Source organism: Streptomyces sp. H27-H1 (assembly GCF_026627445.1).
In the GTDB taxonomy this organism is placed as follows: domain Bacteria; phylum Actinomycetota; class Actinomycetes; order Streptomycetales; family Streptomycetaceae; genus Streptomyces.
In genome coordinates this window covers 1-23,194 of the sequence record NZ_JAPNLJ010000018.1, presented here as the reverse complement: position 1 = coordinate 23,194, position 23,194 = coordinate 1, and the positions used below count along the sequence as shown (strand labels likewise).

Annotated in this window: 25 protein-coding genes; 6 read left to right on the top strand and 19 right to left on the bottom strand. The window is 72.1% G+C overall.

All coding sequences use genetic code 11. The features are described from left to right. Nucleotides 1–149 precede the first annotated feature (149 nt). Together OTB20_RS20795 and OTB20_RS20790 are read right to left on the bottom strand one after the other, a co-directional pair. Nucleotides 150–1,295: a sensor histidine kinase gene (locus OTB20_RS20795; RefSeq protein WP_267819569.1), complete on the bottom strand. Its 1,146-nt coding sequence runs from the start codon at nt 1,293–1,295 to the stop codon at nt 150–152. Further along, on the bottom strand, nt 1,292–1,999 hold the full coding sequence (locus OTB20_RS20790) for a response regulator transcription factor (RefSeq protein WP_324290401.1): 708 nt from the start codon (nt 1,997–1,999) through the stop codon (nt 1,292–1,294). Before OTB20_RS20790 ends, OTB20_RS20795 begins: the two co-directional genes overlap by 4 nt. A 243-nt stretch (nt 2,000–2,242) precedes the next feature. Between OTB20_RS20790 and OTB20_RS20785 the strand changes: the two genes are divergently transcribed. The 3 genes from OTB20_RS20785 to OTB20_RS20775 are packed head-to-tail and all read left to right on the top strand — an operon-like array spanning nt 2,243 to nt 4,283. Next, on the top strand, nt 2,243–2,965 hold the full coding sequence (locus tag OTB20_RS20785) for a glycosyltransferase family 2 protein (RefSeq protein ID WP_267819565.1): 723 nt from the start codon (nt 2,243–2,245) through the stop codon (nt 2,963–2,965). Next, nucleotides 2,962–3,585, top strand: a complete 624-nt coding sequence (locus OTB20_RS20780; RefSeq protein ID WP_267819564.1) for a TIGR04282 family arsenosugar biosynthesis glycosyltransferase — start codon at nt 2,962–2,964, stop codon at nt 3,583–3,585. Before OTB20_RS20785 ends, OTB20_RS20780 begins: the two co-directional genes overlap by 4 nt. Continuing rightward, nucleotides 3,582–4,283, top strand: a complete 702-nt coding sequence (locus OTB20_RS20775) for a class I SAM-dependent methyltransferase (RefSeq protein ID WP_267819562.1) — start codon at nt 3,582–3,584, stop codon at nt 4,281–4,283. Before OTB20_RS20780 ends, OTB20_RS20775 begins: the two co-directional genes overlap by 4 nt. A gap of 50 nt (nt 4,284–4,333) precedes the next feature. Here the strand turns inward: OTB20_RS20775 and OTB20_RS20770 are convergent, their stop codons facing one another. Further along, nucleotides 4,334–4,726 (bottom strand): hypothetical protein, encoded by a 393-nt coding sequence (locus OTB20_RS20770; protein ID WP_267819560.1) that lies wholly within the window; start codon nt 4,724–4,726, stop codon nt 4,334–4,336. Continuing rightward, nucleotides 4,723–5,928, bottom strand: a complete 1,206-nt coding sequence (locus tag OTB20_RS20765; RefSeq protein ID WP_267819558.1) for a molybdopterin-dependent oxidoreductase — start codon at nt 5,926–5,928, stop codon at nt 4,723–4,725. Before OTB20_RS20765 ends, OTB20_RS20770 begins: the two co-directional genes overlap by 4 nt. Nucleotides 5,929–6,084: 156 nt before the next feature. Here OTB20_RS20765 and OTB20_RS20760 point away from each other — a divergent pair, with 156 nt between their 5' ends. Beyond that, nucleotides 6,085–7,512: a glycosyltransferase family 87 protein gene (locus OTB20_RS20760; RefSeq protein WP_267819556.1), complete on the top strand. Its 1,428-nt coding sequence runs from the start codon at nt 6,085–6,087 to the stop codon at nt 7,510–7,512. On the opposite strand, the gene OTB20_RS20755 is transcribed toward OTB20_RS20760, so the two are convergent. From OTB20_RS20755 to OTB20_RS20730, 6 genes are all read right to left on the bottom strand, one after another. Further along, a complete protein-coding gene (locus tag OTB20_RS20755; protein ID WP_267819554.1) occupies nt 7,485–8,324 on the bottom strand; it encodes a chitosanase in 840 nt (279 codons plus the stop codon). The genes OTB20_RS20760 and OTB20_RS20755 overlap by 28 nt on opposite strands. A gap of 545 nt (nt 8,325–8,869) precedes the next feature. Next, the gene (locus tag OTB20_RS20750; protein ID WP_267819552.1) at nt 8,870–9,526 is read right to left on the bottom strand and encodes a GNAT family N-acetyltransferase; all 657 of its coding nucleotides are present in this window, start codon (nt 9,524–9,526) and stop codon (nt 8,870–8,872) included. Between the two features lie 115 nt (nt 9,527–9,641). Beyond that, nucleotides 9,642–10,724 carry a magnesium/cobalt transporter CorA gene (corA, locus tag OTB20_RS20745; RefSeq protein WP_267819550.1) on the bottom strand — a complete coding sequence of 361 codons (1,083 nt, stop codon included), beginning with the start codon at nt 10,722–10,724 and terminating at the stop codon, nt 9,642–9,644. A 194-nt stretch (nt 10,725–10,918) separates the two neighbouring features. Next, entirely contained in the window at nt 10,919–11,311 is a 393-nt protein-coding gene (locus OTB20_RS20740; protein ID WP_267758695.1) for a TOBE domain-containing protein, read from the bottom strand. A gap of 138 nt (nt 11,312–11,449) precedes the next feature. After that, entirely contained in the window at nt 11,450–11,665 is a 216-nt protein-coding gene (locus OTB20_RS20735; protein WP_267758696.1) for a DUF6243 family protein, read from the bottom strand. 201 nt (nt 11,666–11,866) lie between these two features. Continuing rightward, a complete protein-coding gene (locus OTB20_RS20730) occupies nt 11,867–12,778 on the bottom strand; it encodes a LysR family transcriptional regulator ArgP (protein ID WP_267819548.1) in 912 nt (303 codons plus the stop codon). Nucleotides 12,779–12,848: 70 nt separating this feature from the next. On the opposite strand from OTB20_RS20730, the gene OTB20_RS20725 reads away from it, so the two are divergent. Continuing rightward, on the top strand, nt 12,849–13,475 hold the full coding sequence (locus OTB20_RS20725) for a LysE/ArgO family amino acid transporter (RefSeq protein WP_267819546.1): 627 nt from the start codon (nt 12,849–12,851) through the stop codon (nt 13,473–13,475). Nucleotides 13,476–13,519: 44 nt separating this feature from the next. Here the strand turns inward: OTB20_RS20725 and OTB20_RS20720 are convergent, their stop codons facing one another. The 4 genes from OTB20_RS20720 to OTB20_RS20705 all read right to left on the bottom strand — a co-directional run bounded on the left by OTB20_RS20720 (nt 13,520) and on the right by OTB20_RS20705 (nt 16,339). Next, on the bottom strand, nt 13,520–14,458 hold the full coding sequence (locus tag OTB20_RS20720) for an AraC family transcriptional regulator (protein WP_267819545.1): 939 nt from the start codon (nt 14,456–14,458) through the stop codon (nt 13,520–13,522). 4 nt (nt 14,459–14,462) lie between these two features. After that, a complete protein-coding gene (locus OTB20_RS20715) occupies nt 14,463–15,389 on the bottom strand; it encodes an NADP-dependent oxidoreductase (protein ID WP_267819543.1) in 927 nt (308 codons plus the stop codon). Between the two features lie 234 nt (nt 15,390–15,623). Beyond that, nucleotides 15,624–15,848, bottom strand: coding sequence for a helix-turn-helix domain-containing protein (locus OTB20_RS20710; protein WP_267819541.1), 225 nt, complete (start codon nt 15,846–15,848; stop codon nt 15,624–15,626). After that, nucleotides 15,848–16,339: a DUF2975 domain-containing protein gene (locus tag OTB20_RS20705; RefSeq protein ID WP_267819539.1), complete on the bottom strand. Its 492-nt coding sequence runs from the start codon at nt 16,337–16,339 to the stop codon at nt 15,848–15,850. Before OTB20_RS20705 ends, OTB20_RS20710 begins: the two co-directional genes overlap by 1 nt. Nucleotides 16,340–16,595: 256 nt before the next feature. On the opposite strand from OTB20_RS20705, the gene OTB20_RS20700 reads away from it, so the two are divergent. Next, entirely contained in the window at nt 16,596–17,696 is a 1,101-nt protein-coding gene (locus OTB20_RS20700) for an NUDIX domain-containing protein (protein WP_267819537.1), read from the top strand. Nucleotides 17,697–17,804: 108 nt separating this feature from the next. On the opposite strand, the gene OTB20_RS20695 is transcribed toward OTB20_RS20700, so the two are convergent. The 5 genes from OTB20_RS20695 to OTB20_RS20675 form a co-directional block, all read right to left on the bottom strand. Further along, nucleotides 17,805–19,712, bottom strand: a complete 1,908-nt coding sequence (locus OTB20_RS20695) for a hypothetical protein (RefSeq protein WP_267819535.1) — start codon at nt 19,710–19,712, stop codon at nt 17,805–17,807. A gap of 270 nt (nt 19,713–19,982) precedes the next feature. Then, the gene (locus OTB20_RS20690; RefSeq protein WP_267819533.1) at nt 19,983–20,375 is read right to left on the bottom strand and encodes a VOC family protein; all 393 of its coding nucleotides are present in this window, start codon (nt 20,373–20,375) and stop codon (nt 19,983–19,985) included. Next, on the bottom strand, nt 20,372–20,683 hold the full coding sequence (locus OTB20_RS20685; protein WP_267819531.1) for an ArsR/SmtB family transcription factor: 312 nt from the start codon (nt 20,681–20,683) through the stop codon (nt 20,372–20,374). Before OTB20_RS20685 ends, OTB20_RS20690 begins: the two co-directional genes overlap by 4 nt. Before the next feature lie 291 nt (nt 20,684–20,974). Further along, nucleotides 20,975–21,433, bottom strand: a complete 459-nt coding sequence (locus tag OTB20_RS20680) for a MaoC family dehydratase (protein WP_267759157.1) — start codon at nt 21,431–21,433, stop codon at nt 20,975–20,977. A gap of 100 nt (nt 21,434–21,533) precedes the next feature. Next, nucleotides 21,534–23,057 carry an acyl-CoA synthetase gene (locus OTB20_RS20675; protein WP_267819529.1) on the bottom strand — a complete coding sequence of 508 codons (1,524 nt, stop codon included), beginning with the start codon at nt 23,055–23,057 and terminating at the stop codon, nt 21,534–21,536. Nucleotides 23,058–23,194 lie beyond the last annotated feature (137 nt).

Here is a 23,194-nt window from a genome sequence, read left to right as displayed (position 1 = left end):
CAGCCCCGCAGGCCCATCCAGCCACCACCGGCACCCGTCAACCCATGCGGCCCATCCAGCCCCCGCCGGCACCCTCCAGCCCCGCCGGCGTTTGAGGCGCGGGGCGGGGGCAGCGCCCCTGGGCCCCGGCCGCCCCGCCCGCCCGACCGTCAGGTCGACACCGGCAGCGTCACCTCGAACCGGCACCCTCCGGGAACGTTCCGTACGGCCGCCCGCCCCGCGTGCGCCTCCACGATGCCCCGTACGATCGCCAGCCCCAGCCCGGCCCCCGCCGGAGGCGCCGGAACCGATGCCACCCCCGCCGGAGGCGTCCGCGCGGGCGTGCCCCGCCAGCCCGTGTCGAAGACGCGCGGCAGGTCCTCGGTGGGGATCCCGCCGCAGCCGTCCGTCACGGAGACGATCACCGCGCCCCCGCCCGCCCGTACGGAGGCCGCGATGGCGACCGTTCCGTCCGCCGGCGTGTGCCGGATCGCGTTGATCAGCAGGTTGGCGAGGACCCGGGTCATCTCCTTGCCGTCCACCTCCACCGGCACCCGGTCCACGGCCGCGCCGTCGAGCCGTACGCCACGCTCCCGTGCCAGCGGGTGCACCCCGGACAGTGCGTCGCCGACCAGGTCGTACACGGACATCCGGCTCGGGCTCAGCGCCAGCGCCCCCGCGTGGATCCGGGACAGTTCGAACAGGTCTCCGACCATGGAGTTCAGCCGGTCCACCTCGGTGCGGATCTGCCGGTGGTATCGCGCCGGGTCCTCCGCCATCCCGTCCTCCAACGCCTCGGACATCGCCCGCAGTCCTGCCAGCGGGGTCCGCAGATCGTGCGAGATCCAGGCCACCAGCTCCCGCCGCGAGGTCTCCAGCGCCCGCTCCCGCTCCCGGGACACCGCCAGCTTCTCGCTGGTCGCCGCCAACTCTCGGGACAGCGAGTCCAGTTCGGCGGTGGCCAGGCCCGGCGGCGCCGCGAAGCTGCCGCCGTCGCCGAAGTCCCGTGCGGCCAGCGACAGTTCCCGGCTCCGGGCCACCACCCACCGCCCCAGCACCAGCGCGACGGCCAGTGAGACCACCGCCGCCATCGCCACGACCAGGGTGACCACCCCGAGGTCGTGCCGGGAGAGGAACATCGCCTGGGCCACGGCGAGCGTCCCGGCCAGCATGGCGGTGACCGTCACGGCGGCGATCACCGTCAGGGACACCGCCACCGACCGGTGGCGCACCACTCTCAGCACGACCGCGCCGAGCACCCCCGCGCACACGGCCCCGCCGAACGCGAACAGCGCGATGAGCAGTATGTCCTTCATGCCGCGGTCACCCCGCCCGGCTCGAATCGGTAGCCGACGCCCCAGACCGTCTGGATCAGCTTCGGACGGCCGGGGTCCTCCTCGACCTTGGCGCGCAGGCGGCGTACGTGCACCGTCACCGTCGACAGGTCTCCGAAGTCCCAGCCCCACACCTCGCGCATCAGGTCCTCTCGGCCGTGCGCCTGCCCGGGATGGCGCAGGAAGTGCGCGAGCAGATCGAACTCCCTGACGGTGAGCGCCAGTTCGTGTCCGTCCTTCGCGGCCCGGTGGGTGGCCGGGTCGAGCGTGATCCCGGCGCCCGTCAGGCGGGCCTCGGCCGCACCCGCGCCCGCCGCGCCCGCGGCCCCGGTGGCCGCCGCGCGCCGCAGCACGGAGGTGACCCGCAGGACCAGCTCGCGCGGGCTGAACGGTTTCGTCACGTAGTCGTCGGCGCCCAGCTCCAGTCCGGCGATCCGGTCGTCCTCGTCGCCCCGCGCGGTCAGCATGATCACGGGCACCGGTCCGGTCGCGCGGAGCCTGCGGCACACCTCCAGCCCGTCCAGACCCGGCAGCATGAGGTCCAGTACGACCAGGTCCGGCCGGATCAGCGCGGCGCGCTCGAGCGCCGCCGGGCCGTCGGCGACGGTCTCCACCGTGTAGCCGGCGCGCCTGAGGTAGCCGGTGACGACCTCCGCCACGGTCGGGTCGTCGTCGACGACCAGGATCCGAGCGGGCGCCGGCCGCGCACCGCCCGTACCGAGGCCCGGGTCGCCGCCCGGGGCCTCGCCCTCGCGCGCGCCGTCCCCGCCGCCCGTACCACTACTGCCCACGCCGTCACCGCTCATACCCTCCAGCCTCCCACCCACGGGCGCCGGCCCGGGCCCCCGACCGCGTCCGTGGGGGCGACGTCCGCGTTTCGTAAGGAGTCCACGGCCCTTTTGCGGGACCTCGGTTCATACGGTGAAACCGTGAGCGAAACCGTGACGGTAGACGTCGTACTTCCCTGTCTGAACGAGGCCGAGGCGCTGCCCTGGGTCCTTGCCCGCATCCCGGCCGGCTGGCGGGCCCTGGTCGTGGACAACGGCTCCACCGACGGCTCCGCCGAGCTCGCACGGTCGCTCGGCGCGACGGTGGTGACGGAGTCCCGGCGCGGATTCGGCGCCGCCTGCCACGCCGGGCTGCTCGCCGCGGAGGCGGACGTCGTCTGCTTCTGCGACTGCGACGCCTCGCTGGATCCCGGGCTGCTGTCCGGCTTCGTGGCGGCCGTCGCCGCGGGCGAGGCCGATCTGGTGCTCGGCCGGCGCCGTCCACAGGGCCGTGGCGTCTGGTCGCCGCACGCCCGGGCCGGGAACCTGGCGCTGGCCCGGCTCCTGCGCCGTCGGACCGGTCTGCGGCTGCGCGACCTGGGCCCGATGCGGGCCGCCCGGCGGGAGGCCCTGCTGGGACTGGACCTGTCGGACCGGCGCTCCGGCTACCCGCTGCAGATGGTGGTCCGGGCGGCGGACGCGGGCTGGCGGATCCGGGAGGAGGACGTGCCGTACCTGCCGCGCTCGGGCAAGTCGAAGGTGACGGGCACCTGGCGGGGCACCTGGCAGGCGGTGCGGGACATGAGCCGGGTTCTGGCCGAGCCCGCCGACCACCGGGCCGCCGGCCGGGCCGGTGCGGGCTCACCCTCCGGCGGTGCGCGATGAGCACGACCACGCTGCTGGTGATCGCGAAGGAGCCGGTCCCGGGCCGGGTCAAGACCCGGCTCACCCCGCCGTACACCCCGGCCGAGGCGGCCGAGCTGGCCGAGGCCTCGCTCGCCGACACCCTCGCCGCCGTCGCCGCGGCCCCCGCGCGGCGCCGGGTCCTGGTCCTTCAGGGCCGGCCCGGCCCGTGGCTGCCGCCAGGTTTCGAGGTGGTCCCGCAGTGCGCCGGGACCCTGGACCTGCGGCTCGCCGCCGCGTTCGCGGGCTGTACGGGGCCTGCGCTGCTGATCGGCATGGACACCCCGCAGGTCACGCCCGAGCTGCTGGACGTGGACTGGTCGGCGCACGACGCCTGGTTCGGCCCCGCAGTCGACGGCGGCTTCTGGGCACTCGGGCTGGCGGCCCCGGACCCGGCACTGCTGCGCGGCGTTCCGATGTCGGTCCCCGGGACGGGCGCGGTCCAGTACGAGCGGCTCCGCGCGGCCGGGCTGCGCACCGGCCGGCTGCCCGTCCTGCGGGACGTCGACACCGCCGAGGACGCCCGACTGGTCGCCGCCGAGGCCCCTGCGGGCGCCTTCGCCGCCCGACTGGCGGCCATTACCCGTCCGGTCCTGCGATGACCACGCTCACCTCGGGCGCGGCCCGGGCCGGCGGTCCGGTCACCGCCTGGTCGGCCGACCCGTACACGGTGGCCCTGCGCCGCGGCCGGGGACCGCTGTACTTGCGGCGGGGCGACGGGTGGCTGCTCCCGCTGGACGTGGAGCGCTGGTGCGAGGCTCCGGACGGCGCCGACCGGACGGTGCTGAGCCGCTGCCGGGGCGCCGTCCTGGACATCGGCTGCGGCCCGGGCCGGCTGGTGTCCGCACTCGCCGCCCGGGGACACCGGGCCCTGGGGATCGACGTCAGCCCGGAGGCGGTGGCCCGGACCGCGCGGTCGGGCGGCGCCGCCTTGCACCGGTCGGTCTTCGACTCCCTTCCGGGTGAGGGCCGTTGGGACACGGCGTTGCTCATCGACGGCAACATCGGCATCGGCGGCGACCCCGCGGTGCTCCTGCGCCGGACGGCCGAGGTGGTCGCGGCGGCCGGCTCGCTGATCGTGGAGTGCGCGCAGGCGGAGGCCGGGACCGACGTGGACGAGCGCTGTGAGGTCCGGGTGGCCGACGGCCGCGGCGGCCTCGGTGCCCCGTTCCCCTGGGCCCGCGTCGGTCCTGCGGCCCTGGCCCGGCACGCGGCGGCCGCGGGCTGGACCCCGGCCGGCCACTGGACGACGGCGGGCCGGGCTTTCGTCACCCTGGCACGCGGGGCCGGATCCCCGTAGTCCGAGTAGGGGCTCCCCCACCGTACGGGGAGCCCTGCGCCGGCGCGCCCTCAGCGCGAGCGCCGCCGCCACCGGCCCACGACCGCCGTCGCCCCGGCGGCCACCGCCACCGCGGCGAGAACCACCGCCAGGTTCCGCCCGTACGGCAGCGGCAGGGCCGACGGGTTCGGCGGCGCCCCCGGTCGCAGCAGCAGGGGCAGGGTGACCAGTACGAGCACGCCCGCCGTCAGCAGGGCTCCCCGTACGGGGCCGCGCGCGGGCACGGCGGCGACCGCGAGGCCGGTCGCCAGGACGAGGGGCGCGATGATCCCGTCGTGCAGGACGAGCGCCCCGCCCAGCCACACCAGCACGTCGAAGGGGTCGGGCAGGTCCGCCAGCAGCCGGCCCCCGATGGCGATCAACAGCAGCCCGGCGCCGCCCAGGAGCAGTCGCAGGCTCTTCACAGCACCTCCAGCAGGGTGACCCATTTGGTCTGCAGGACTCCGGGCCGGTTCGGCGCGATGACCCGCGCCGGGTAGCCGTGGTCGGCGCTCAGGACCTGCCCGTTCAGTTCCAGGGCGAGCAGGGTCAGCGGGTCCTCGGCGTAGTCCCGGCCCATCTCCATCACCCGGTAGGCGCCGCCCTTCTCCAGCGAGGTGACCCTCAGCCCGGCCCCGGGCGGGGCGCCGGCTCGCGCCATCAGGTCGCGGATCCGGACGCCGCTCCAGCGCGCTTCCACGCTCCAGCCCTCCACGCAGGCGATCGGCAGCCGCGCCTGCGCCCTGGGCAGGGAGCGGAGCTGATCGAGTGTCAGCGTGTAGGGGGCGGGTCCCCGTACCTCCAGCCGCCAGTCCCGCACCGCCTCGTCGGTGACCCTGGCGGCCGCGGCCGTACGGTTGACCGGGAGTCCCTGCTGTCCGTGGTCGGGGTGCCTGGGTGCGAGCAGGTCGAGCCGCTTGAGGGGAGTGAAGGCCTGTCCGACGGTGGTGAGGGTGACGGCTCCGACGGCCGCGCCCACCCCGATCATCAGGGCGCGCCGGTCCGGGCCGTCCTGGGCGGGAAGTTGGAGCGTTCCGGGTGACCGGCGGCTCCAATGGGCCTTGATCTCGGGGGCTTTGACGGCAACGTGCAGGAGCAGTGAGCCGAACACCACCCAGGCGAGCGCGAAGTGCGTCTGGATGAAGCCGAAGGGCCACGGATACCACTCGGCGATGTTGAGGAGCCCGGTGAAGACCTGCAGGACGGCGGAGGCCACGAGCACTGCCACCGACAGGCGTTCCAGCCCGTGCCGGACACTGCGCACCGGCGGCCACACGAACAGCCTCGGGTAGACCGTCCACAGTTTGGCCAGGAGCAGCACGATCGCCGCGAGCCCGCTGGCGATGTGCAGGCCCTGGCTGAGCCGGTAGCCCCAGACCGGGCGGCTGGGCAGCACGTTCGCGGCCCAGCCGGGCGGATGCTGGAGGTAGTGGCTGATCAGGCCGGTCACGAAGCAGACGGCGAAGGCCGCGCCGAGCCAGCGGCCGATGGAGGTGGCGGTGCGGGCGTCGTGGAGGCGGCCGGTGAAGGAGGGCGGCCGGATCGTGAAGCGGGAAACGCCTTCCGGCGGGGCGGGGGGCGGCGGCGAGGGCGGCGGCGGCTCGGCAGGGGGTACGGGCGGAGTCATGCCTCCCATGAGAGCGCCGCCGGGCCCGGCACGGGCGGCCCGACACCTTACGAAACGCGGACACCCGCCCGGGTCACCCGCCCGACACCTTACGAAACGCGGACACCGGGCCGGGTCACCCGCCCGACGGCGCCCCGCGCTGCGAGGCTGGCCCGCATGGACCACCCCCGCGCCCGGACCTTCCTCACCGTGCTGCTGCTCGCCGCGCTGGCCGTCGTTCTCGTGCCCGCCGTCCACGAGGAGGGCTACTTCGCCGATCCGGCGCGGCTCACCTGGTGGTACGCGGCCGCCTGGACCCTGTTCGGCGCGGCCGCCTGGTCGCTGCGGCGGGTGCCGGAGCGGTACGTGGTCCCGCTCGTGCTGGCGGGCGCGCTGGCCTGCTGCGCGGCGGGGCTCTCCGGGCCGCCGCTGACCAGCACCGATTCCTTCCGCTACGCCTGGGACGGGCGGGTGCAGGCGGCCGGGGTCTCCCCGTACGACCACGCCCCCGCCGATCCGGCGCTGCGCGACCTGCGCGACGACTGGCTGTTCCCGCGCGGCGAAGCCGCCTGCGCGGGGCCGGACCGGGTGGGCATCGAGCCGGGGGTCTGCACGCGGATCAACCGGCCCTCCGTCCACACCGTCTACCCGCCGGTCGCCGAGGGCTACTTCGGGCTGGTCCACGCCCTGTCCCCGGCGGGCGTGCGCCACAAAGCCCTGCAGATCGGAGGGGCCCTGCTGGCGCTCGCCGTCACGGGGGCCCTGCTGCTGGTCCAGCGGCGCCGGGGCGCGCGGCTCCGTACGGCCGCGTACTGGGCCTGGTGTCCGGCGGTGGCGGTGGAGGCGGTGAACAACGCGCACATCGACGTGCTCGCCGTCCTGCTGTCGGTGGCGGCGCTGGGGGTCGTGGTGCGCCGGCGCCCGCTCGGCGGGGCCCTGTTCGGGCTGGCGATCGCGGCGAAGCTGCTGCCCGCCGTGCTGCTGCCGGGCGCGCTGGCCGGCGTCCGGCGGTGGCGGGACGCGGCGGCGCTGCTCCTGCCCGCGGCCGCGGTGGTGGGCCTGACGTACCTGCCGTACGTGCTGTTCTCGCGCGCGTCGGTCTTCGGCTACCTGGGCGGCTACGCCGAGGAGGAGGGGTACGAGGATCCGGGCGCGGGCGGCCGCTACGCGCTGCTGCGCCTGGTGCTCCCGGACTCCTGGTCGGTGCCCGCGGTCGCGGCCGGGATACTGGCGATCACGGTGTACGTCTGGCAACGCGGGGACCCCGAACAGCCTTGGAGCGCGGCCCTGTTGGTGACGGGCACGGCGTTCCTGCTGATGACTCCGGGGTACTCCTGGTACGCCCTGCTCCTGATCGCGCTGGTGGCGCTGGACGGCCGCGCCGAGTGGCTGGGGGTGGCGCTCGCGGGGGCGGCGGCGTACGTCTCGGTCCGCGCGCTCGGCGGGGCGACGATCCCGGTGGCCTACGGACTGGCCGGCGCGGCCGTGCTCGTGGTGTGGGCGGTACGGCGACGGGCGGCGGCCCGGGGAGGGAGGGGAGTTCGCCCCGGACCGCCGCCGCCCGCTCCTCGGAGCGGTCAGCCGATGTGGAACGGGTCCCCGTAGACCTTCCAGTCCAGGGGGGTGTTGAGGTTGAGGTTGCCCTTCTTGACCCACACCCGCTGCGCCGTGTCGACGCGGCTGGTGTCGCTGTGCGCCTCCTCCTGCTTCATCGCCCAGACCCGGGCGTCGAGGAAGGCGTTGAGCCAGGTCGTCTCGTTGCCGCCCTGGGCCGGGGGCTTGGCCTTCGAGAGGGCGCGCTTGCGGATGTTGCGGAAGCTGGTGGAGTCGGTGCCGTCACCGTGCATGACGATGGCGTCGTAGTAGGTGAACTGGCCGAGCACGCCGACGCCGTCGGACTTGCCCTGATTCACGGCCGGGTTGAAGTAGACCCGGTCGCGCTCGTGGCCCTGGGCCTTCTTGAAGTCGGAGTCGGAGGCCGCCTTCACCCAGTCCTTGGTGAAGTTGGGGTCGAGTCCGGAGTGCGAATCGCTGCCGTCGACCTTCCGCAGGGCGGGGAGGTACTTGGCGAGCACGTTGCCCGGCTTGATGTCCGTGTAGTACTCGACCAGTTCGAGCATGTCGTGGGTACCGGAACAGAAGCCGATGATGCCGGCCGTGTAGCCGCGGCCGTCGTCTATGTCCTCGATGTACTTGTACTGCGCCTTCCAGTTCAGCGAGGAGTTCTCGGCACTGGAGACGATCTGCATGGCGATGTCCTTCTTCACCGGATCGTCGAGTCCGACGGCCGCCGACACCTGCACAGCGGCCGTCGGCGCGGTGGGGGCGGCGGTCGCGTGAGCGGTGACGGGTGCGGCGAGGAGGGCGGCGCCAAGTACGGCACTTACGGCCAGTCGCTTGCGGTGGGGGGTGAACACAGGTCCTCCATAAGGGAGTTGATGCTCGGGCGACTTCGTTAGGAAACTTTACTACCAGAAGTCCCACCACCTCAAGACCCCGGTACGACCCACGCTCCGACCGGGCGATGCCCGACGATTCCTCTTCTGGCATATAGAAGCCTGCTCGAGGAATACTTACGCATATGCGGTGATTTACGGCCGTCGAGATCTCATATGCGCGATTCATGGCAAGCCCGGGCGGTCGCGAGCAGGACTCAGGGACACGACTCAGGAGATGGAGGCCGCCGGCACCGTGATCGGCGTCGACCTCACGCCACCCCTCCGGGCGTGCGGAGCGCGCGGCTCGCCACGGCCGCGCCGTCAGCGCCGACGCCCCCCTGGCCGGGCCGAACCTCCGCCCGGCCCTCGAAGCCGCGGAATGGCACGTGGCCACGTACGAGGACGCCCCCACCCACTTCCTTACCCGGGCAGAACGCGTCCTGGCCCCTGCGGAACACATCCCGGGCCTCGCGGAACACTGACGCACCCGCCGGGGCCGCCGCGGCGACCCCGGGCGGCTGGGTTCAACTGCCGGCCGGGCCCGCCGACCGGTCTGCCCAGCGGCCCGCTGCCAGGCGGTTCCGCAGGCCGAGCTTCGCGTCCGGCCACTCCGGACGCGTGAGGCTGTACACCGCCGTATCGCGGACCCAGCCGTCCCGCATGACCATGTGCTGCCGCAGCACACCCTCGGACTTCGCGCCGAGACGGGCGATCGCCGCCCGCGACTTCTCGTTCCGCACGTCCGTGAGCAGCTCGACGCGGTTCATGCCCATGGCCTCGAAGGAGTGCGTCAGCATCAGCAGCTTCGCCTCCGTGTTCGCGCCGCTGCGCTGCCAGGACTCCGCGAGGAAGGTCCAGCCGATCTCCAGGCGCCGGTTCGCGGTGTTGATCATCATGAGCCGGGTCGACCCGATGACCCGGCCCGTCGCCACGTCCACCGTCGCGTACGGGATCTGCTTGCCCGCCTCGCGCGCCTCGACCGCGTCCTCGATGAAGCCCCGGACATCGTCCGGATGCGGGACGAGGGTCACCGCGAGCTCCCACAGGCTGCCGTCGCGGACCGCCTCGCACAGTCCGTCGTGGTGGCGGGCCTCCAGCGGTTCAAGCCGCACCCGCTCACCGACCAGATCCACCGCCGTCACCGCGCCCGCCGTCACCGCGTCCGTCGACCCCTGCTGCATGCCTGACCTGCCCGTTCGTCGTTTAGCCGCGCCCAGGCCGACCATATCGGGCGTTGCCGGTCAACCTCACCTGGATTTCCGCCGCGTGGCCACCGCGGCCACGGCAGCGGCCGTGTCACAGCCAGCCGTTGCGCCGGAAGCCCCGGTGGATGACGAAGCAGGCGACGGCCATCACGCCGAGCACGAGGGGGTACCCGTAAGTCCAGTGCAGTTCGGGCATGTTGTCGAAGTTCATGCCGTACACCCCGCAGACCATCGTCGGGACGGCGACGATGGCCGCCCATGCGGTGATCTTGCGCATGTCCTCGTTCTGGGCGACGGTCACCTGCGCGAGATGGGCCTGGAGTATCGAGTCGAGGAGGGCGTCGTACGCGTTGATCTGGTCGGTGGCGCGGGTCAGATGGTCGGCGACGTCACGGAAGTACGTGCGCATCTCCGGCGGGATGACCGGGAGCGGCTGGGTGCTCAGCTGCTGGAGCGGCCGGCCCAGCGGGGCCACCGCCCGGCGCAGTTCGAGCAGTTCGCGCTTGAGCTGATAGATCCGGCCGGCGTCCCCGCTGCCGCCGTGCTCGCTGAAGACCATGGTCTCGACGGCGTCCATGTCGTTCTGCACCGCGTCCGTGACGGCCACGTACTCGTCGACCACGTGATCCACCAGCGCGTGCAGGACGGCCACCGGCCCCTTGGCCAGCTGCTCGGGCGCCGCCTCCAGCTCCTCGCGCACCGGCCCGAGGGTGCCGCGGCCGCCGTGCCGGATGGTGATGACGAAGTCGTGGCCGGCGAAGGCCATGAGCTCGCCGGTCTCCACCACCTCGCTGGTCGCGGTCAGTTCCTCGTGCTCCACGTACCGCACCGTCTTGAACACGGCGAAGAGGGTCCCGTCGTAGCCTGCGATCTTGGGCCGCTGGTGGGAGTTGCCCACGTCCCCGACGGCGAGCGGGTGCAGGCCCAGCAACTCTGCCAGCCCGGCGAATTCCTCCTGCGACGGCTCGTGCAGGCCGATCCAGACGAAGCCTTCGCCCGTCTTGCGGACCCAGTGCAGCGCCTCACCGGCATCGGCGTGGCCGTCCTGGCGCACGCCGTCCCGGTAGACGATGCAGTTGACGACGGCGCTGCCCAGTGGGGAGCGGACCGGGTGGCTGAGGTCGACGGCGCGCCGGTAGCCGCGGCGCACGACCCGGCGCAGGTTGCTGAACATGGACAACGAACGTACTCCCCTCAGGCTGATCGCCGGCCAGTGTCCCACCTGCACTCGGAACACCGGGCCACGGGGTCGCGCGGCTACGCGCCCTTTTGCCCGGGCCGCCGGCACGAGGCCGCCGACACGGCCGCCGAGCGCCTCGGCGGGTCCGCGAACCGGCCCGGGGACGCCGGGCCTTCCCCGCGGGTCGCTCAGGTCCGGTCGATGAAGACGCTCGTCGACTTCACCCGCGCCGTCGCCCTCGCTCCGACCTCCAGGCCGAGTTCCTCGACCGCCTCCCGGGTCAGCAGGGACACGACGCGGTGCGGTCCGGCCTGGATCTCCACCTGCGCGTCGACCGTGCCCAGCTTCACGCCGGTCACGATGCCGGCGAAGGCGTTGCGCGCCGAGGTGTACGGGGCCTCGTCGCCCTCGCCGCTCTCCTGCGCGACCTCCACGCAGAACGCGGCCAGGTCCGGCCCGTCGACCATCCGCCGGGTACCTTCCCGACGCGTCGGGAACCGTTCCGCGTCGGCCCACCGCCGGGCCGTGTCGACGCTGACGCCGAGCAGCCGCGCCGCCTGGCCGATCGTGTAGGACTCCATGCCCGCAGCCTAAGCCCTCCCCGGCCCGGTCCTCGCAGGCCAAGGGCCCCGGCCGGGCCCCGATGCGGCAGCAGGGCCCGGACCGCGCGTCGCGGTCCGGGCCCTGCTCCGTGCGGTGCCGCCCGCGGCGGCGGTGCGTCAGCTCTGTGCGGTGTCGTCGTCCGTCTGCCCGGCGTCCTCGGCAGCGTCTGCCTTCTCGCGCATCTTGCGCACCAGTTCCGCCTTCTGGTCGGCGGCACCCTGGCGGTCGAAGTTGCGGTGCGGACCGTTGTTCTGCCGTTCGGCGCGCGACTGCCTCTTGCGCTGGCCGCCACCCTGCCCCACGGGGTTGTTGATGTTCTTGCTTACGGTCACGGGTTCTCCCGGTAATGATGTGCGGTGATCTACGGATTCATCGGTGGGGGACGGGCGCGGCGACGTCGAAGGACGTCAGCAGGGGCCCATCACGCTCTCACTCGTAAATCGGTGTCTGGAAGAACATGACAAAGACGTTACCCGGTTCCGTCGGCCCCGCAGACCAAGATTCCCTCCGGCCCGGCGCACCCGGTCCGCCGATCAGAGGGACACGTCTTGGCCGAGCGCGCCCGCCGCCGCCCGCGCGACCGCCTCCGCCACCTTCGACAGCGCGGGCGAGTCCAGCTTCCACTGCTGCCAGTAGAGCGGTACGTCGAGGGTCCGCCCCGGCGCGATCACCATCAGCTTCCCCGCCTCCACCAAGGGGTCGGCCTGCGCCTGCGGCACCATCGCCCAGCCCAGCCCGCCTACGGCCGCATCGCAGAACCCCTCCGACGTCGGCACGTAGTGGCGTACCTCCGACGCCCTGGCGCCCGCGTCCCCCGTGACCATCCGCACGAAGTTGTCCTGGATCAGGTCCAGCCGGTCGAACACGACGACCGGCGCGACCCTGAGGTCCCGCTCCACCGCCCCCCGCAGATGCTTCGCCGCGAACCCCGGGCTCGCCACCGGCAGGTACCGCGCGAGTCCCAGCCTGCGCACCGTGCACCCCGCCACGGGCGCCGGCTGCGAGGTGACCGCCGCCATCACCCGCCCGTCCCGGAGGAGTTCCGTCGCGTGTCCCTCGTCCTCCCGGTGCAGTTCGAAGCAGACCGGCGGGTCCTGATCCACCCCGGTCAGCGCGGGCAGGAACCAGGTGGCCAGCGAGTCCGCGTTGACCGCGATCGGCAGCCGCACCGGCCCCAGGCCCTCGGCCATGCCGAGCTCGGCCCGTGCGTCGCGTTCCAGCCGGACCAGCTGCCGCGCGAAGCGCACGACGACCTCCCCGGACTCGGTCGCCCGCACGGGCTTGGTCCGCATCAGCAGCACCCGCCCGGTCCGCTGCTCCAATGCCTTGACGCGCTGGCTGACGGCGGACGGGGTCACGTGCAGGGCGGCGGCCGCCGCGTCGAAGGTGCCCTCGTCGATCACCACGAGCAGGGTCCGTACCTGGTCGGCAGGCAGTTCGTCCATCACGAGAGCTAATGCTACGTAAGAATCTTTAGCTGTACTCCTCACCCGGCCGCTGCCTACGGTCGAAGACATGACACACGGCATCATCCCGGCGGCCCTCGCGGGCTTCGGAACCGGGCTTTCCCTCATCGTCGCCATCGGCGCCCAGAACGCCTTCGTCCTGCGCCAGGGCGTACGCCGCCACTCGGTCCTCGCCGTGGTCGCCATCTGCGCCCTGTCGGACGCGGTCCTCATCGCCCTCGGCGTGGCCGGGGTCGGGGCGTTCGTCACCGCCTGGCCGCCCGCCCTCACCCTCGTCGGCCTCGTCGGCGGCGCCTTCCTGATCGGCTACGGAGCCCTCGCCGCCCGCCGGGTGCTAAGCCCCGCCCCGGAGGCCGCCCTCGCCCCGGGCGGTGGCAGGGGCGCCGCCTCCACCCGGCGCGCCGTGCTGACCTGCCTGGCCATGACCTGGCTCAACCCGCATGTGTACCTCGACACCGTGCTGCTCCTGGGGTCCCTCGCCGCCGGCCGCGGCGACCTGCGCTGGGCCTTCGGCGCCGGGGCGGTCCTGGCCAGCCTCACCTGGTTCGGGGCCCTCGGTTACGGAGCCCGCCTGCTCAGCGGACCGCTCGGCCGCCCCTCGGCCTGGCGAGCCCTGGACGCACTCGTCGCGGCAACCATGGTCACGATGGGCGCCCTCCTCCTCACCCGAGCCTGACCGAGGAGGAGGCCGTCACTCCGAGCTCCGCGGCAGGGTCGAGCTCAAGCGCTCCGGGTTTGGCGTCGGTATCCGCCGGGGGCCAGCCCGTACTCGCGTTTGAAGGCCTTGGCGAAGGCGAACTCGGAGCCGTATCCGGCTTGCGCGGCGACAGCGATCAGCGGGTTGTCGGACTCGCGAAGCAGCCGGGCCGCGGTCGTCATGCGCCAACGGGTCAGGTAGGCCATGGGCGGCTCGCCGATGAGCGCCGCGAACCTGCGCGCGAAGGCCGCCCGTGAGAGCCCCGACCGGACCGCCAGCGACTCCACGGTCCACTGGGCCGAGGGATCCCCGTGGATGGCCGCCAGCGCCGGGGCGACCGCCGGGTCGCCGAGCGCCGCGGCCCAGCCCCGCCCGGCCGCCGGTGGCTGGTCCTCCAGCCAGGCGCGCAAGATGTAGAGCAGCAGCGAGTCGATCAGCGTGGGGACGATGCCGACCGATCCGATGCGCGGGTTCTCCAGCTCCATCCCGAGCAGCTGGACGGCGGCGCTCAGCTCGGGGTGGCGGCCGTGCCGCGTCTGCAGGTGGATCACTTCGGGGAGCTGCTTCACCAACGGGTGAGGCCGCCCCTGGTCCAAGTGGTAGTTGCCGCACAGCAGGCTGGTCAGGGCGCCGTCGCCGCCCAGCCGCACGGCGGCGATCGGCGACCCCGGGCGGAACTGCTCGGGCCTCTCCACCTCGGCCGGCGTGGACGGGTGGTCGGCGAGGATGTGCCCCCGGCCGTCGCGCAGGAAGACCACATCACCCGGACTCAGGGCGATCGGGCCCAGATGGGGCGGGGCGTCTTCCAGCGGGACCAGCCAACACGTTCCGTACAGCACCACATGGAAGCCTGCCCCTGCGACGGGCGGAAGCCGGAGCCCCCAGGGGGCGCGGCCGTCGGTGCGCACGGACGTCGGCAGCCCGGTCCGCATCGAACTCAAGGCCTCAGTCAGGATGTCCATGGCCTCACCGTACGGTGAGCACGATCTTCCCCTGGACCCGCCCGGAGCCGACCAGTTCGTGCGCCTTCCCCGCCTCTTCGAGGGGGAACGTCTCCTGCACGTGCGGCCGGATCCGTCCCGCATCGATCAGCGCGGCGATCGCCTCGAGCGACGCGTAGTCGGGCTCGACCGACACACCCGCGAAATGCCTTCCAGCCGCCTCGACTTCGGCCGCCAGCTCCGCGTTCCAGTGCTCCATGATGCTCACCAGGGTGCCGCCCGGCCGCAGCACGCTCAGCGAACGCGCGCCCTCGGCACTCGAGTCGAAGACGACATCGAGATCGCGTACCGCATCCGTGAAGTCGGTGACCCGGTAGTCGATCACCTCGTCCGCCCCGAGGCCCCGTACGAACTCGTGCCGCGCCTCACTGGCCAGCGCGATCACATGCGCGCCCCGGGCCTTCGCGATCTGCACGGCGAAGTGCCCGACACCTCCGGCGGCGCGGTGGATCAGCACCCGGTCGCCGGCTTTCACCTGCGCCGCGTCCACCAGCCCCTGCCAGGCGGTCAGCGCGGCCAACGGTACGGCGGCGGCTTGTACGTGGTCGATCGAGGCGGGCTTGCGGGCGACCTGCCGCGAGGGTGCGGCGACGTACTCGGCGTACCCGGTCGCGGCACGTGGGAAGAACGGCATCCCGAACACCTCGTCCCCCACCTTGAACCGGGCTCCCGGACCGGCCTCCTCCACCACTCCTGAGATGTCCCAGCCCACACCGAAGGCCGGCTCGCCCAGCAGCGGGTAGGCCCCCGATCTGACGGCGACGTCCACGGGGTTCACGCCGCTCGCCCGCACGCGGATGAGCACCTCTCCGCCGAGGGGCTTGGGCCGGTCGATGTCGACGGTCTCCAGGACCTCGGGTCCACCGAAGGAATTCTGAACAACAGCACGCATGGCGACTCTCCCTTGCCGTTCGGGTTGATGCCTCAACGTTAGGGAGATCGAATGAGCCGCGTAATGACCTACCGTCTCAGAAACATGTCCCATCGTCTTGTGCGCGGACGTTTCCAGCCTCACGGGCGGAGCCGGAGCCGAACCACGGCGATACCGGCGCCCCCTCGACGCCGGCGCCAAGTGCCGCTGCCGACGCAACTGCGCGAGTGGCACGGCCGAATATCCGCGTGCGCGTCATCCGTCCGCCGCCGCCTCCTCGGCCTCCCAGCGCAGCAGGTCGCCCGGCTGGCACTCGAGCACCTCGCAGAGCGCGGCGAGCGTCGTGAAGCGCACCGCTTTGGCGCGGCCGTTCTTGAGTACCGCCAGGTTGGCGGGTGTGATTCCCACGCGGTCCGCGAGCTCGCCCACGGACATCTTCCGCCTGGCCAGCATCACGTCGATGTCGACGGCGATCGGCATCAGATCACCTCGTCCAACTCGTCCCGCATCTGCGCCGCTTCGCCGTCGCGCGCGACGGCCTGGGCGAGCAGCATCCGCAGTACGAGCACGATGAGCGCGATTCCCAGGATGGCCACACCGATCCCAGCCATGATGACGGTGACACCCGGATCCTCCCGCTGACCGGGTGCGTTGATGGCCGTGACCACGAACCACACCAGGGCCACGGCCACGATCGCGCCGATCACGACATCCACGTACCGGAAGGCGGCGTGGGAGAACACCGTTCCGCGTCGCACCATCGCCACCAGCCGCCACACGCAGACCAGGGCGACCTGGACCGACACCACACCCAGGATCGTGGCCACCCGCAGCGGGGTCAGCGGCAGCGACCCCGACCCCTCCTCCGGCTCGGTGGCCAACGCCCACACCATCGACCCCTGCACCAACACGGTGCCCACGAGCACCACCACGAGCACGGCGCGCAGCGCACGCACGGTCAGCTTTCCCATGACCCACTCCTCCATCGACTCACGATGGAAACCTATCGAATTTCGATAGCCTGGGCAAGGGTCGGGCAAGGGCTGACACCCCCCACGGATCCATGCGGCCACCCGATCGGCCGACCCGATCCACAGAGGAAGTCAGGCGGCTGCGCTGCTGTCGGGCTCCAGCTCTTGGACACTCCCCCAGTGGGTACGGATCACCGTGCCACGCCACCGCGTACGCCATCTCGTACGTCATCACCCCGCACCTCCAGGAGCGTCCGTGCCGGATCAGCCCGCGACCCCGTCCCCGTACACCGACTCGGTCCGCGCCTACTACGCCGCCCATCCCTCCCCCCTCGTGGCCGCCACCGGGATCGTGCTGGATTCCCGCGGGCGGGTCCTCGTGCTCACCACCTCGTACAAGACCGAACTGGATCTCCCGGGCGGGGGCGTGGAGGACACCGAGACCCCGGAGGAAGGGCTGGCCCGTGAGCTGAAGGAGGAGTTGGACCTGAGCGTGCCGGTCGGGCGGCTGCTCGCCGTGGACTCCCGCCCGCCGGGGCCCCTCGGCCGGTCCCTCGTCGTTCACGTCCACCTCGTCGGGCCGCTCACGACCGAGGAGGCCTCCGCGATCTCCTTCCCGGACGGGGAGATCACCGAGGCGCGCTGGCTCACCCCGGAGGAGGCCTACGAGGCCCTGCCCGCCCGGAACGCGCCCCGGCTGAGCGCCGCCCTGGCCGCCCTGTACGCCGGCTCCCTCGCGCACCTGATCGGCGGGGTGCCGCAGCCCGGCTCCCCGGCCGGCCTCGACCCGGCGCGCCGGGCGGAGCTGGAGCACGCGGGCGCCTACGACCCCGCAGGCCACCGGGCGGCCCGCCCCAAGGCCCTCACGGCGGCGAGCGTGATCTTCACCGACTCGGCGGGCGGTGTCCTGCTGGTGCGGCCCGCGTACGGCGACACGGATCACTGGAACCTGCCGGGCGGCGGCATCGACAGCGACCTCGGCGAGATCCCGCGCGCCGCGGCCCGCCGGGAGGTCCTGGAGGAGCTCGGCCTCGACCTCGCCCCGGGCCGGCTGCTCGGCGTCAACTGGTCCCACCGTCCCGGCTATCCGGCCCGGGTCCGCTTCCTCTACGACGGCGGCACCCTCGGTTCAGCCGACCTGGCCCGGATCCGCCTGCCCGGGACGGAGCTCCTGCAATGGCGGGCGGTGGCACCGGCCGAGCTGCGCCGGTTCGTCAAACCCGCGCTCCGCCGCCAGATCGAGGCCTGCCTCGGGGCCCGCGCGACGGGCGCCGGCCCGCTGGAGCTGCACGCCGGCCGACCACTGGACCAGACCCACGGACCGACCGGCACCGATCCCGCGGGCAAGCCCCGCTGAGCGGACCCAGCCGGCCGGCAGGGCGGGTGGTAGCGGGCTCCTCACGCTGATGTGGCCCCCGTCATTCGACGGGGGCCACATCTGCTGGTTGGGGCGAGGCGAGTGAGGTCAGAAGATGTTCGTGATGCTGGTGGACCAGTTGCTCGCGCCGATCAGGAGGGGCGCCTTGAGGGCGGTGGGGCCGCCCGGGTAGAAGAGCAGGCAGCCGGTGGGGCAGGTGGTGCTGGCCGCCATACCCGCGCTGTTGACGTAGTTCACCCGCGAGTTGGGGTCGGCCCGAGTGGTGGCCCAGACGTCACCCTGCTCGTCGCCCGCCTTGGGCTGGAACTGCTTGTACGCGATGACCCGGCCCTCGTCGTCAGTGATCGTCTTGCTGACGATGGTGCCCTGCGTGTTGCCGTGGCTGGCGATCAACGGACGGTTGGCGGACTGCCAGCCCCCGGTGGCATAGGCGGTGCGGGACGCGAGGCCGAACTTGCCGTCCGCGCCGATCTTGCCGGCGTAGAGGTACAGGTTCCCGTCGGTCTTGTTGCGGGAAAGGACGTCCTTGACGCCGTCGCCGTTCTGGTCCCCGATGGCGAGGACCGTGTAGTTCTTCCAGGTGCTGCCGCCGGTGTAAGCGGGATTCTGGAAGTCAAAGGGTGCGGTCTGGTTCGCGCCTCCACCGCCCAGGGTCTGTCCGGAATAGATCCGCAGGCGCGCACCGGAACAGGCATCGTCCACGCACTCGATGGCGGCCAGGTCGTCGCCCTTCCTGTAGCCGGGTTCGGTGCGCTGGTCCAAGTCGCCGGGGGCGATGATCTGCTGGACTCGCCCCCAGCCCTTGGAACCGAGATCCTTCGGCGGGGCCAGCGCCATCCGCTTCGCGTGGGAGAAACCACCGAGCCCGTTGCCGGCGTAGAGGTAGAGCTTGCCGTCGCCCAGGCGGACAACGGCGTCCTCAAAGCCATCAGGCGCGTCCGTGAAGGAGAGCAAGCCGGCGAAGTCACCACCGTGCGCGATCAGCGCATCCTTCCAACCGGAATCTCCGACGATGCTCATCTGGACGCGGCCGGTTCCGTTGCCGGCGTAGAGACGCAGGCCGCCATCCGGTTCGGGGCTGAGCAAGTCGGTGAAACCGTCGCCGTTGAGGTCGCCGAGGAGGTCCTGGCCCCACGTGGTCAACGGAGTCTGCCCGGCCGGGTAGATGAAGGACGGCCGAGAGGTATTCAGCACCGTGGTGGCGTCACCCGGTGACTGGTTGCCTGCCTTGTCCACGGCGAAGACATTCAGGGTGCTCCGGGGCCATATCGCGAGGATGACTTCGACGGTAGCTTCCGTGGCGCCATCGGCGACAGGAGTCCAGGTGCCTGCGCCTCCGCCTCCGCCTCCGTCGCAACGGTTGACCGAGACGGGGCTGTCCATGAACCAGCAGAAGCCGGCGAGGTCGGCGGCCGGGTGCTTGAACTTGAGGCGCAACTTGGTGCGCGCCGGCTGAACGGTGACGGGGGTACCGTCCTCCTTGGTGACGGTGACGGTGACGGGCTCGACGGGCGCGATCGCGTCGACACTGAAGGCGCACTCGCTGGTGAAGGCGCTGTAATTGCCGTCCTTGTCCCTTGCGCGGACCTTCCACTTGTAGGCGCCGGTGGGGAGGTTCTCGTCGAGGACCTTTGCGGTCGCCGTGCCGCCGCTGGACACCGTGGTGGCGCCGTTGGAGACCGGTACGGCCTTGCCCGCGGCAGTGGTGACGACGAACTGGGCCGTGACGGTGCCGCCGTCGTTGTCACGCAGGCCTGCGGTCATTGTCAGGTCGCTGTGGCCCATCAAGGCGTTGCAGGGAACGGGCCTGAGGCCGTCGGCCCCGGGCGCCCAGTTCCCTTCGAAAGCTTCCGCGCGGGTGACCTCGGGCTTGGCCTGGGTCGCTGCGGCTGCGCCGGGCGCCGTGAGCAGGTCTGCCGCGGAGAGCGGGAGGACGAGCGCGAGAAGGGCTGCGAGTGCGCGGGGCACTCGGGCACCGGCTCTTCGATGAGTCATGGAATGGGAGTCCCTCTGAGAACGTCAAGCACGTGTATCAGCGCAGAGTAAGGGAACCAATTCGCATTTGCACAGCTAAATCTGAGCAGGCATCATCCTGATAACAACGCAACCTGACCCCAAGTGATCCATTTCAGACCAACGCGGATGGCCTTGGCTTACGCGAAGATGGACTCTTCGCGGAGAAGGCGATGCGACGCCCCAACCGCGCCTCCCGCCAGGGCCGCCCGGCGCGCCCCTCGCCCTGGCGCGGGCCGGCTTCTCGGCCGGCTACTGCGGCTCGGTCGCGAGCTGGATCAGGTTGCCGCACGTGTCGTCGAAGACGGCAGTGGTGACGGGGCCCATCGCCAGTGGCTCCTGGGTGAAGCGGACGCCGAGGGCGCGCAGGCGCTCGTACTCCGCCATCACGTCCTCTACAGCGAACTGGGCGAGCGGGATGCCCTCCTCGACGAGCGCGTCCCGGTAGGCCTTGGCGGCGGGGTGGCCGGCGGGCTCCAGGAGGAGTTCGGTGCCGCCGGGCTCGTCGGGCGAGACGACGGTCAGCCACCGGTCCTCCCCGCCGAGCGGGACGTCGTGCTTCTTCACGAATCCGAGGATCTCGGTGTAGAAGCGCAGGGCCTCGGCCTGGTCGTCGACGAAGACACTGGTCAGGTGGATCTTCACGGGGTGCTCTCTTCCGGTCCGGACGGATCGTGCGTGCGCCACCGCTCGGCGATCTGCCGGAGCGGGGCCGTATTCAGGTCGTGGAACTTGTACCGGCCCTCACGCCTGGTCTCGAGGAGTCCGACGCCCTCCAGCACGGCGAGGTGCTGGGAGATGCCCTGGCGCGAGATGCCGAGCCGATGCTTCATGCTCAGCCGCGAGCAGATCTCGAACAGCGTCTGCCCGGACTTCTCCGCGAGCTCGTCGAGGATGGTGCGGCGGGTCGGGTCGGCCAAAGCCCTGAAGAGGTCATCGAGGTCATCAGCCACCGCTATAGGTTAGGCAAGCAATCACTTGCCTCTCAAGTCGAGTGCGCCACGCAACGCGGACCACCTCGATCCGCAGGCGGGCCCGGAAACGACTGAGGGGCCGTTTCGGATTGCCCTGAAACGGCCCCTCAGCTGCGACTGTGCCCCCGTCCCCATGGGCGCTGGTCCCCCGGCGTCGCAGGTCGTGGACGACGTCACACGGCGCCAGTGCCCCCCGCGGCGCAGGCGCCGTCGGCTATGTCCGCCACCGCCTGGGCGGCGCTGGCCACGACCTTGTCCATGGGTGTCCTCTCAGGCGTAGTGGCGGTAGACCGCCAGGGCCACGCAGGCCGGCTTGGCGCTGCCCTCGACCTCGATGGTGAAGGTGAGGGGCATCTGCACGCCGTCGCCCTTGATCTCCTCCACGGTGCCGACGGCGCCGTGCAACCTGACCTTCGCGCCGACGGGGACGGGGCTGGGGAAACGGACCTTGTCCAGGCCGTAGTTGACGCTCATGGAGACGCCGGTGATGTCCAGGAGCTCGCCGAACATCGGGATGACGAGGGAGAGGGTGAGGTAGCCGTGGGCGATCGGGCCTCCGAACGGGCCGGTCTTGGCCTTCTCCGGGTCGGTGTGGATCCACTGGTGGTCGTCGGTGGCGTCGGCGAAGGTGTTCACCCGTACCTGGGTGATCTCCCGCCATGCGGTGTGGCCGAGGTCGGCTCCACTGAGGGCGGTGAGGGCGTCGAGGCCGTGGGCGGTGACGGGCATGGTGAATCGGTCCGTTCGGTAGTGGGTGACGGGGTGGGAGCGGCCGGGTGGAGAACCGGCCCCCGACGGGGCACGGGTGACGCACGGGGAGATTGGCGGGTCACTCCACGTAGCGGTCGCGTACGGCGGGTTTGACGATCTTTCCGGAGGCCGTGCGGGGCAGGACGTCCGCGAAGACCACCGACTTGGGAATCTTGTACTTGGCGAGTCGGCCCTGGAGGTGGCCGAGCAGGTCGTGCTCATCCGCGCGGCGGCCGGGTCCAAGCACGACGACCGCGCGGCCGACCTCGCCCCAGACCGGGTCCGGCACGCCTACGACGGCACACTCCTCGACAGCGGGGTGGGTGAGGAGGACGCCTTCGACCTCGGCCGGGTAGACGTTCTCGCCACCGGAGACGAACATGTCCTTCACCCGGTCGACGACGTAGGCGTAGCCGTCGGCATCGAGCCGGGCGACATCGCCCGTACACAGCCAGTCGCCGTCGGTGAAGGCGGCCTCGGTGTCCTCGGGCCGGTTCCAGTAGCCGCTCATCACGTTCGGGCCTTGGACGAGTACCTCGCCCCGCTCCCCAGGAGCGGCGTCCTTCCCGCTGGGGAGGACGACGCGCGTGTCGGTGAAGAAGTGGGGTACTCCGGCGGAACCGGGCTTGGCTGCGACCTGCTCCCGGTCCAGGAAGAGCACGCCCGGGGACGCCTCGGTCATCCCGTAGCCCTGGCTGAAGGCCAGGCCGCGGTCGAGGTACGCGGCGATGGTACGGGCCGGGACCGGCGCGCCGCCGCAGTTGAGGGTGCGCAGACTGGACAGGTCGGCGGTGCTCCAGCGGGGCCGGGCGGCCATGGCGTCGTACATCGTGGGGACGCCGAACATGTAGGTGACACTTCGGCGTTCGACGGTTTCCAGGACCCGGTCGGGGTCGAAGGCGTCGAGCAGCACCACCTGTCCGCCCTTCAGGAGGGTGGGCAGGCAGGTCATGTTGAGGCTGGCGGTGTGGAACAGCGGTGCCACGACCAGGGTGACCTCGTCGCCGGCGAGGTCGGTGTCGACGATCACGTTGACGCTGTTCCAGATGATGTTGCCGTGGGTGAGCACGGCGCCCTTGGGCCGGCCGGTGGTCCCGGAGGTGTACATGATCATGCACGGGTCTCCGGGGGCGACGGCCTCGTTCAGGGGCTCGGGTCCGTTCGCGGCGAGCAAGTCCTCATAGACGAGGCCCGCGTGCCCGGGTGCGGCGAGCGTGATCCGGTGCCGCACCACGCCGGCCTCGTCGGCCGCGGCCCGGGCGGCCTCCGTCTGCTCCGGCGCGTGGACGAGGACCGTACTGCCGGAATCGGCCAGGTTGTACGCCAGTTCCGGTGTCGCGAGCCGGGTGTTGAGCGGGACGAAGACCGCCCCGAGCACACCGGCGGCGAACAGTGTCTCCAGGAACGCCGGGTGGTTGGGGCCCAGGTAGGCGATCCGGTCGCCGCGCAGGACGCCGAGGGCGCGCAGGGCGTTGGCGAGACGGAGGACGCGCTGATGCAGTTCCCGGTAGGTCCGGGTGCGGTCCTGGTGGACGAGGGCGATTCGGTCGGGGCTCCTGCGGGCCCGGCGTGCCGGCCAGGAGCCGATGCCTTGGTTCAACACGGCGATTCCTTCAGTCGGTCCTACGTTGTTGATGGGTCGGATGGGCCAGTCGTAAGGTCCGGAGATCCAGAGACACCGGGTATGGCTTTCAGTCGGTTGCCCTCGATGGTTGCCCTCACCTGGCCGCCCGGTGTCTC

Bases quoted from the DNA above. Each gene is read 5' to 3' on its own strand.
- OTB20_RS20795 (WP_267819569.1), bottom strand. From the start codon at position 1,295: ATGAAGGACATACTGCTCATCGCGCTGTTCGCGTTCGGCGGGGCCGTG.
- OTB20_RS20780 (WP_267819564.1), top strand. From the start codon at position 2,962: ATGAGCACGACCACGCTGCTGGTGATCGCGAAGGAGCCGGTCCCGGGC.
- OTB20_RS20775 (WP_267819562.1), top strand. From the start codon at position 3,582: ATGACCACGCTCACCTCGGGCGCGGCCCGGGCCGGCGGTCCGGTCACC.
- OTB20_RS20765 (WP_267819558.1), bottom strand. From the start codon at position 5,928: ATGACTCCGCCCGTACCCCCTGCCGAGCCGCCGCCGCCCTCGCCGCCG.
- OTB20_RS20760 (WP_267819556.1), top strand. From the start codon at position 6,085: ATGGACCACCCCCGCGCCCGGACCTTCCTCACCGTGCTGCTGCTCGCC.
- OTB20_RS20750 (WP_267819552.1), bottom strand. From the start codon at position 9,526: ATGCAGCAGGGGTCGACGGACGCGGTGACGGCGGGCGCGGTGACGGCG.
- corA (WP_267819550.1), bottom strand. From the start codon at position 10,724: ATGTTCAGCAACCTGCGCCGGGTCGTGCGCCGCGGCTACCGGCGCGCC.
- OTB20_RS20740 (WP_267758695.1), bottom strand. From the start codon at position 11,311: ATGGAGTCCTACACGATCGGCCAGGCGGCGCGGCTGCTCGGCGTCAGC.
- OTB20_RS20730 (WP_267819548.1), bottom strand. From the start codon at position 12,778: ATGGACGAACTGCCTGCCGACCAGGTACGGACCCTGCTCGTGGTGATC.
- OTB20_RS20725 (WP_267819546.1), top strand. From the start codon at position 12,849: ATGACACACGGCATCATCCCGGCGGCCCTCGCGGGCTTCGGAACCGGG.
- OTB20_RS20720 (WP_267819545.1), bottom strand. From the start codon at position 14,458: ATGGACATCCTGACTGAGGCCTTGAGTTCGATGCGGACCGGGCTGCCG.
- OTB20_RS20715 (WP_267819543.1), bottom strand. From the start codon at position 15,389: ATGCGTGCTGTTGTTCAGAATTCCTTCGGTGGACCCGAGGTCCTGGAG.
- OTB20_RS20710 (WP_267819541.1), bottom strand. From the start codon at position 15,848: ATGCCGATCGCCGTCGACATCGACGTGATGCTGGCCAGGCGGAAGATG.
- OTB20_RS20705 (WP_267819539.1), bottom strand. From the start codon at position 16,339: ATGGGAAAGCTGACCGTGCGTGCGCTGCGCGCCGTGCTCGTGGTGGTG.
- OTB20_RS20695 (WP_267819535.1), bottom strand. From the start codon at position 19,712: ATGACTCATCGAAGAGCCGGTGCCCGAGTGCCCCGCGCACTCGCAGCC.
- OTB20_RS20680 (WP_267759157.1), bottom strand. From the start codon at position 21,433: ATGCCCGTCACCGCCCACGGCCTCGACGCCCTCACCGCCCTCAGTGGA.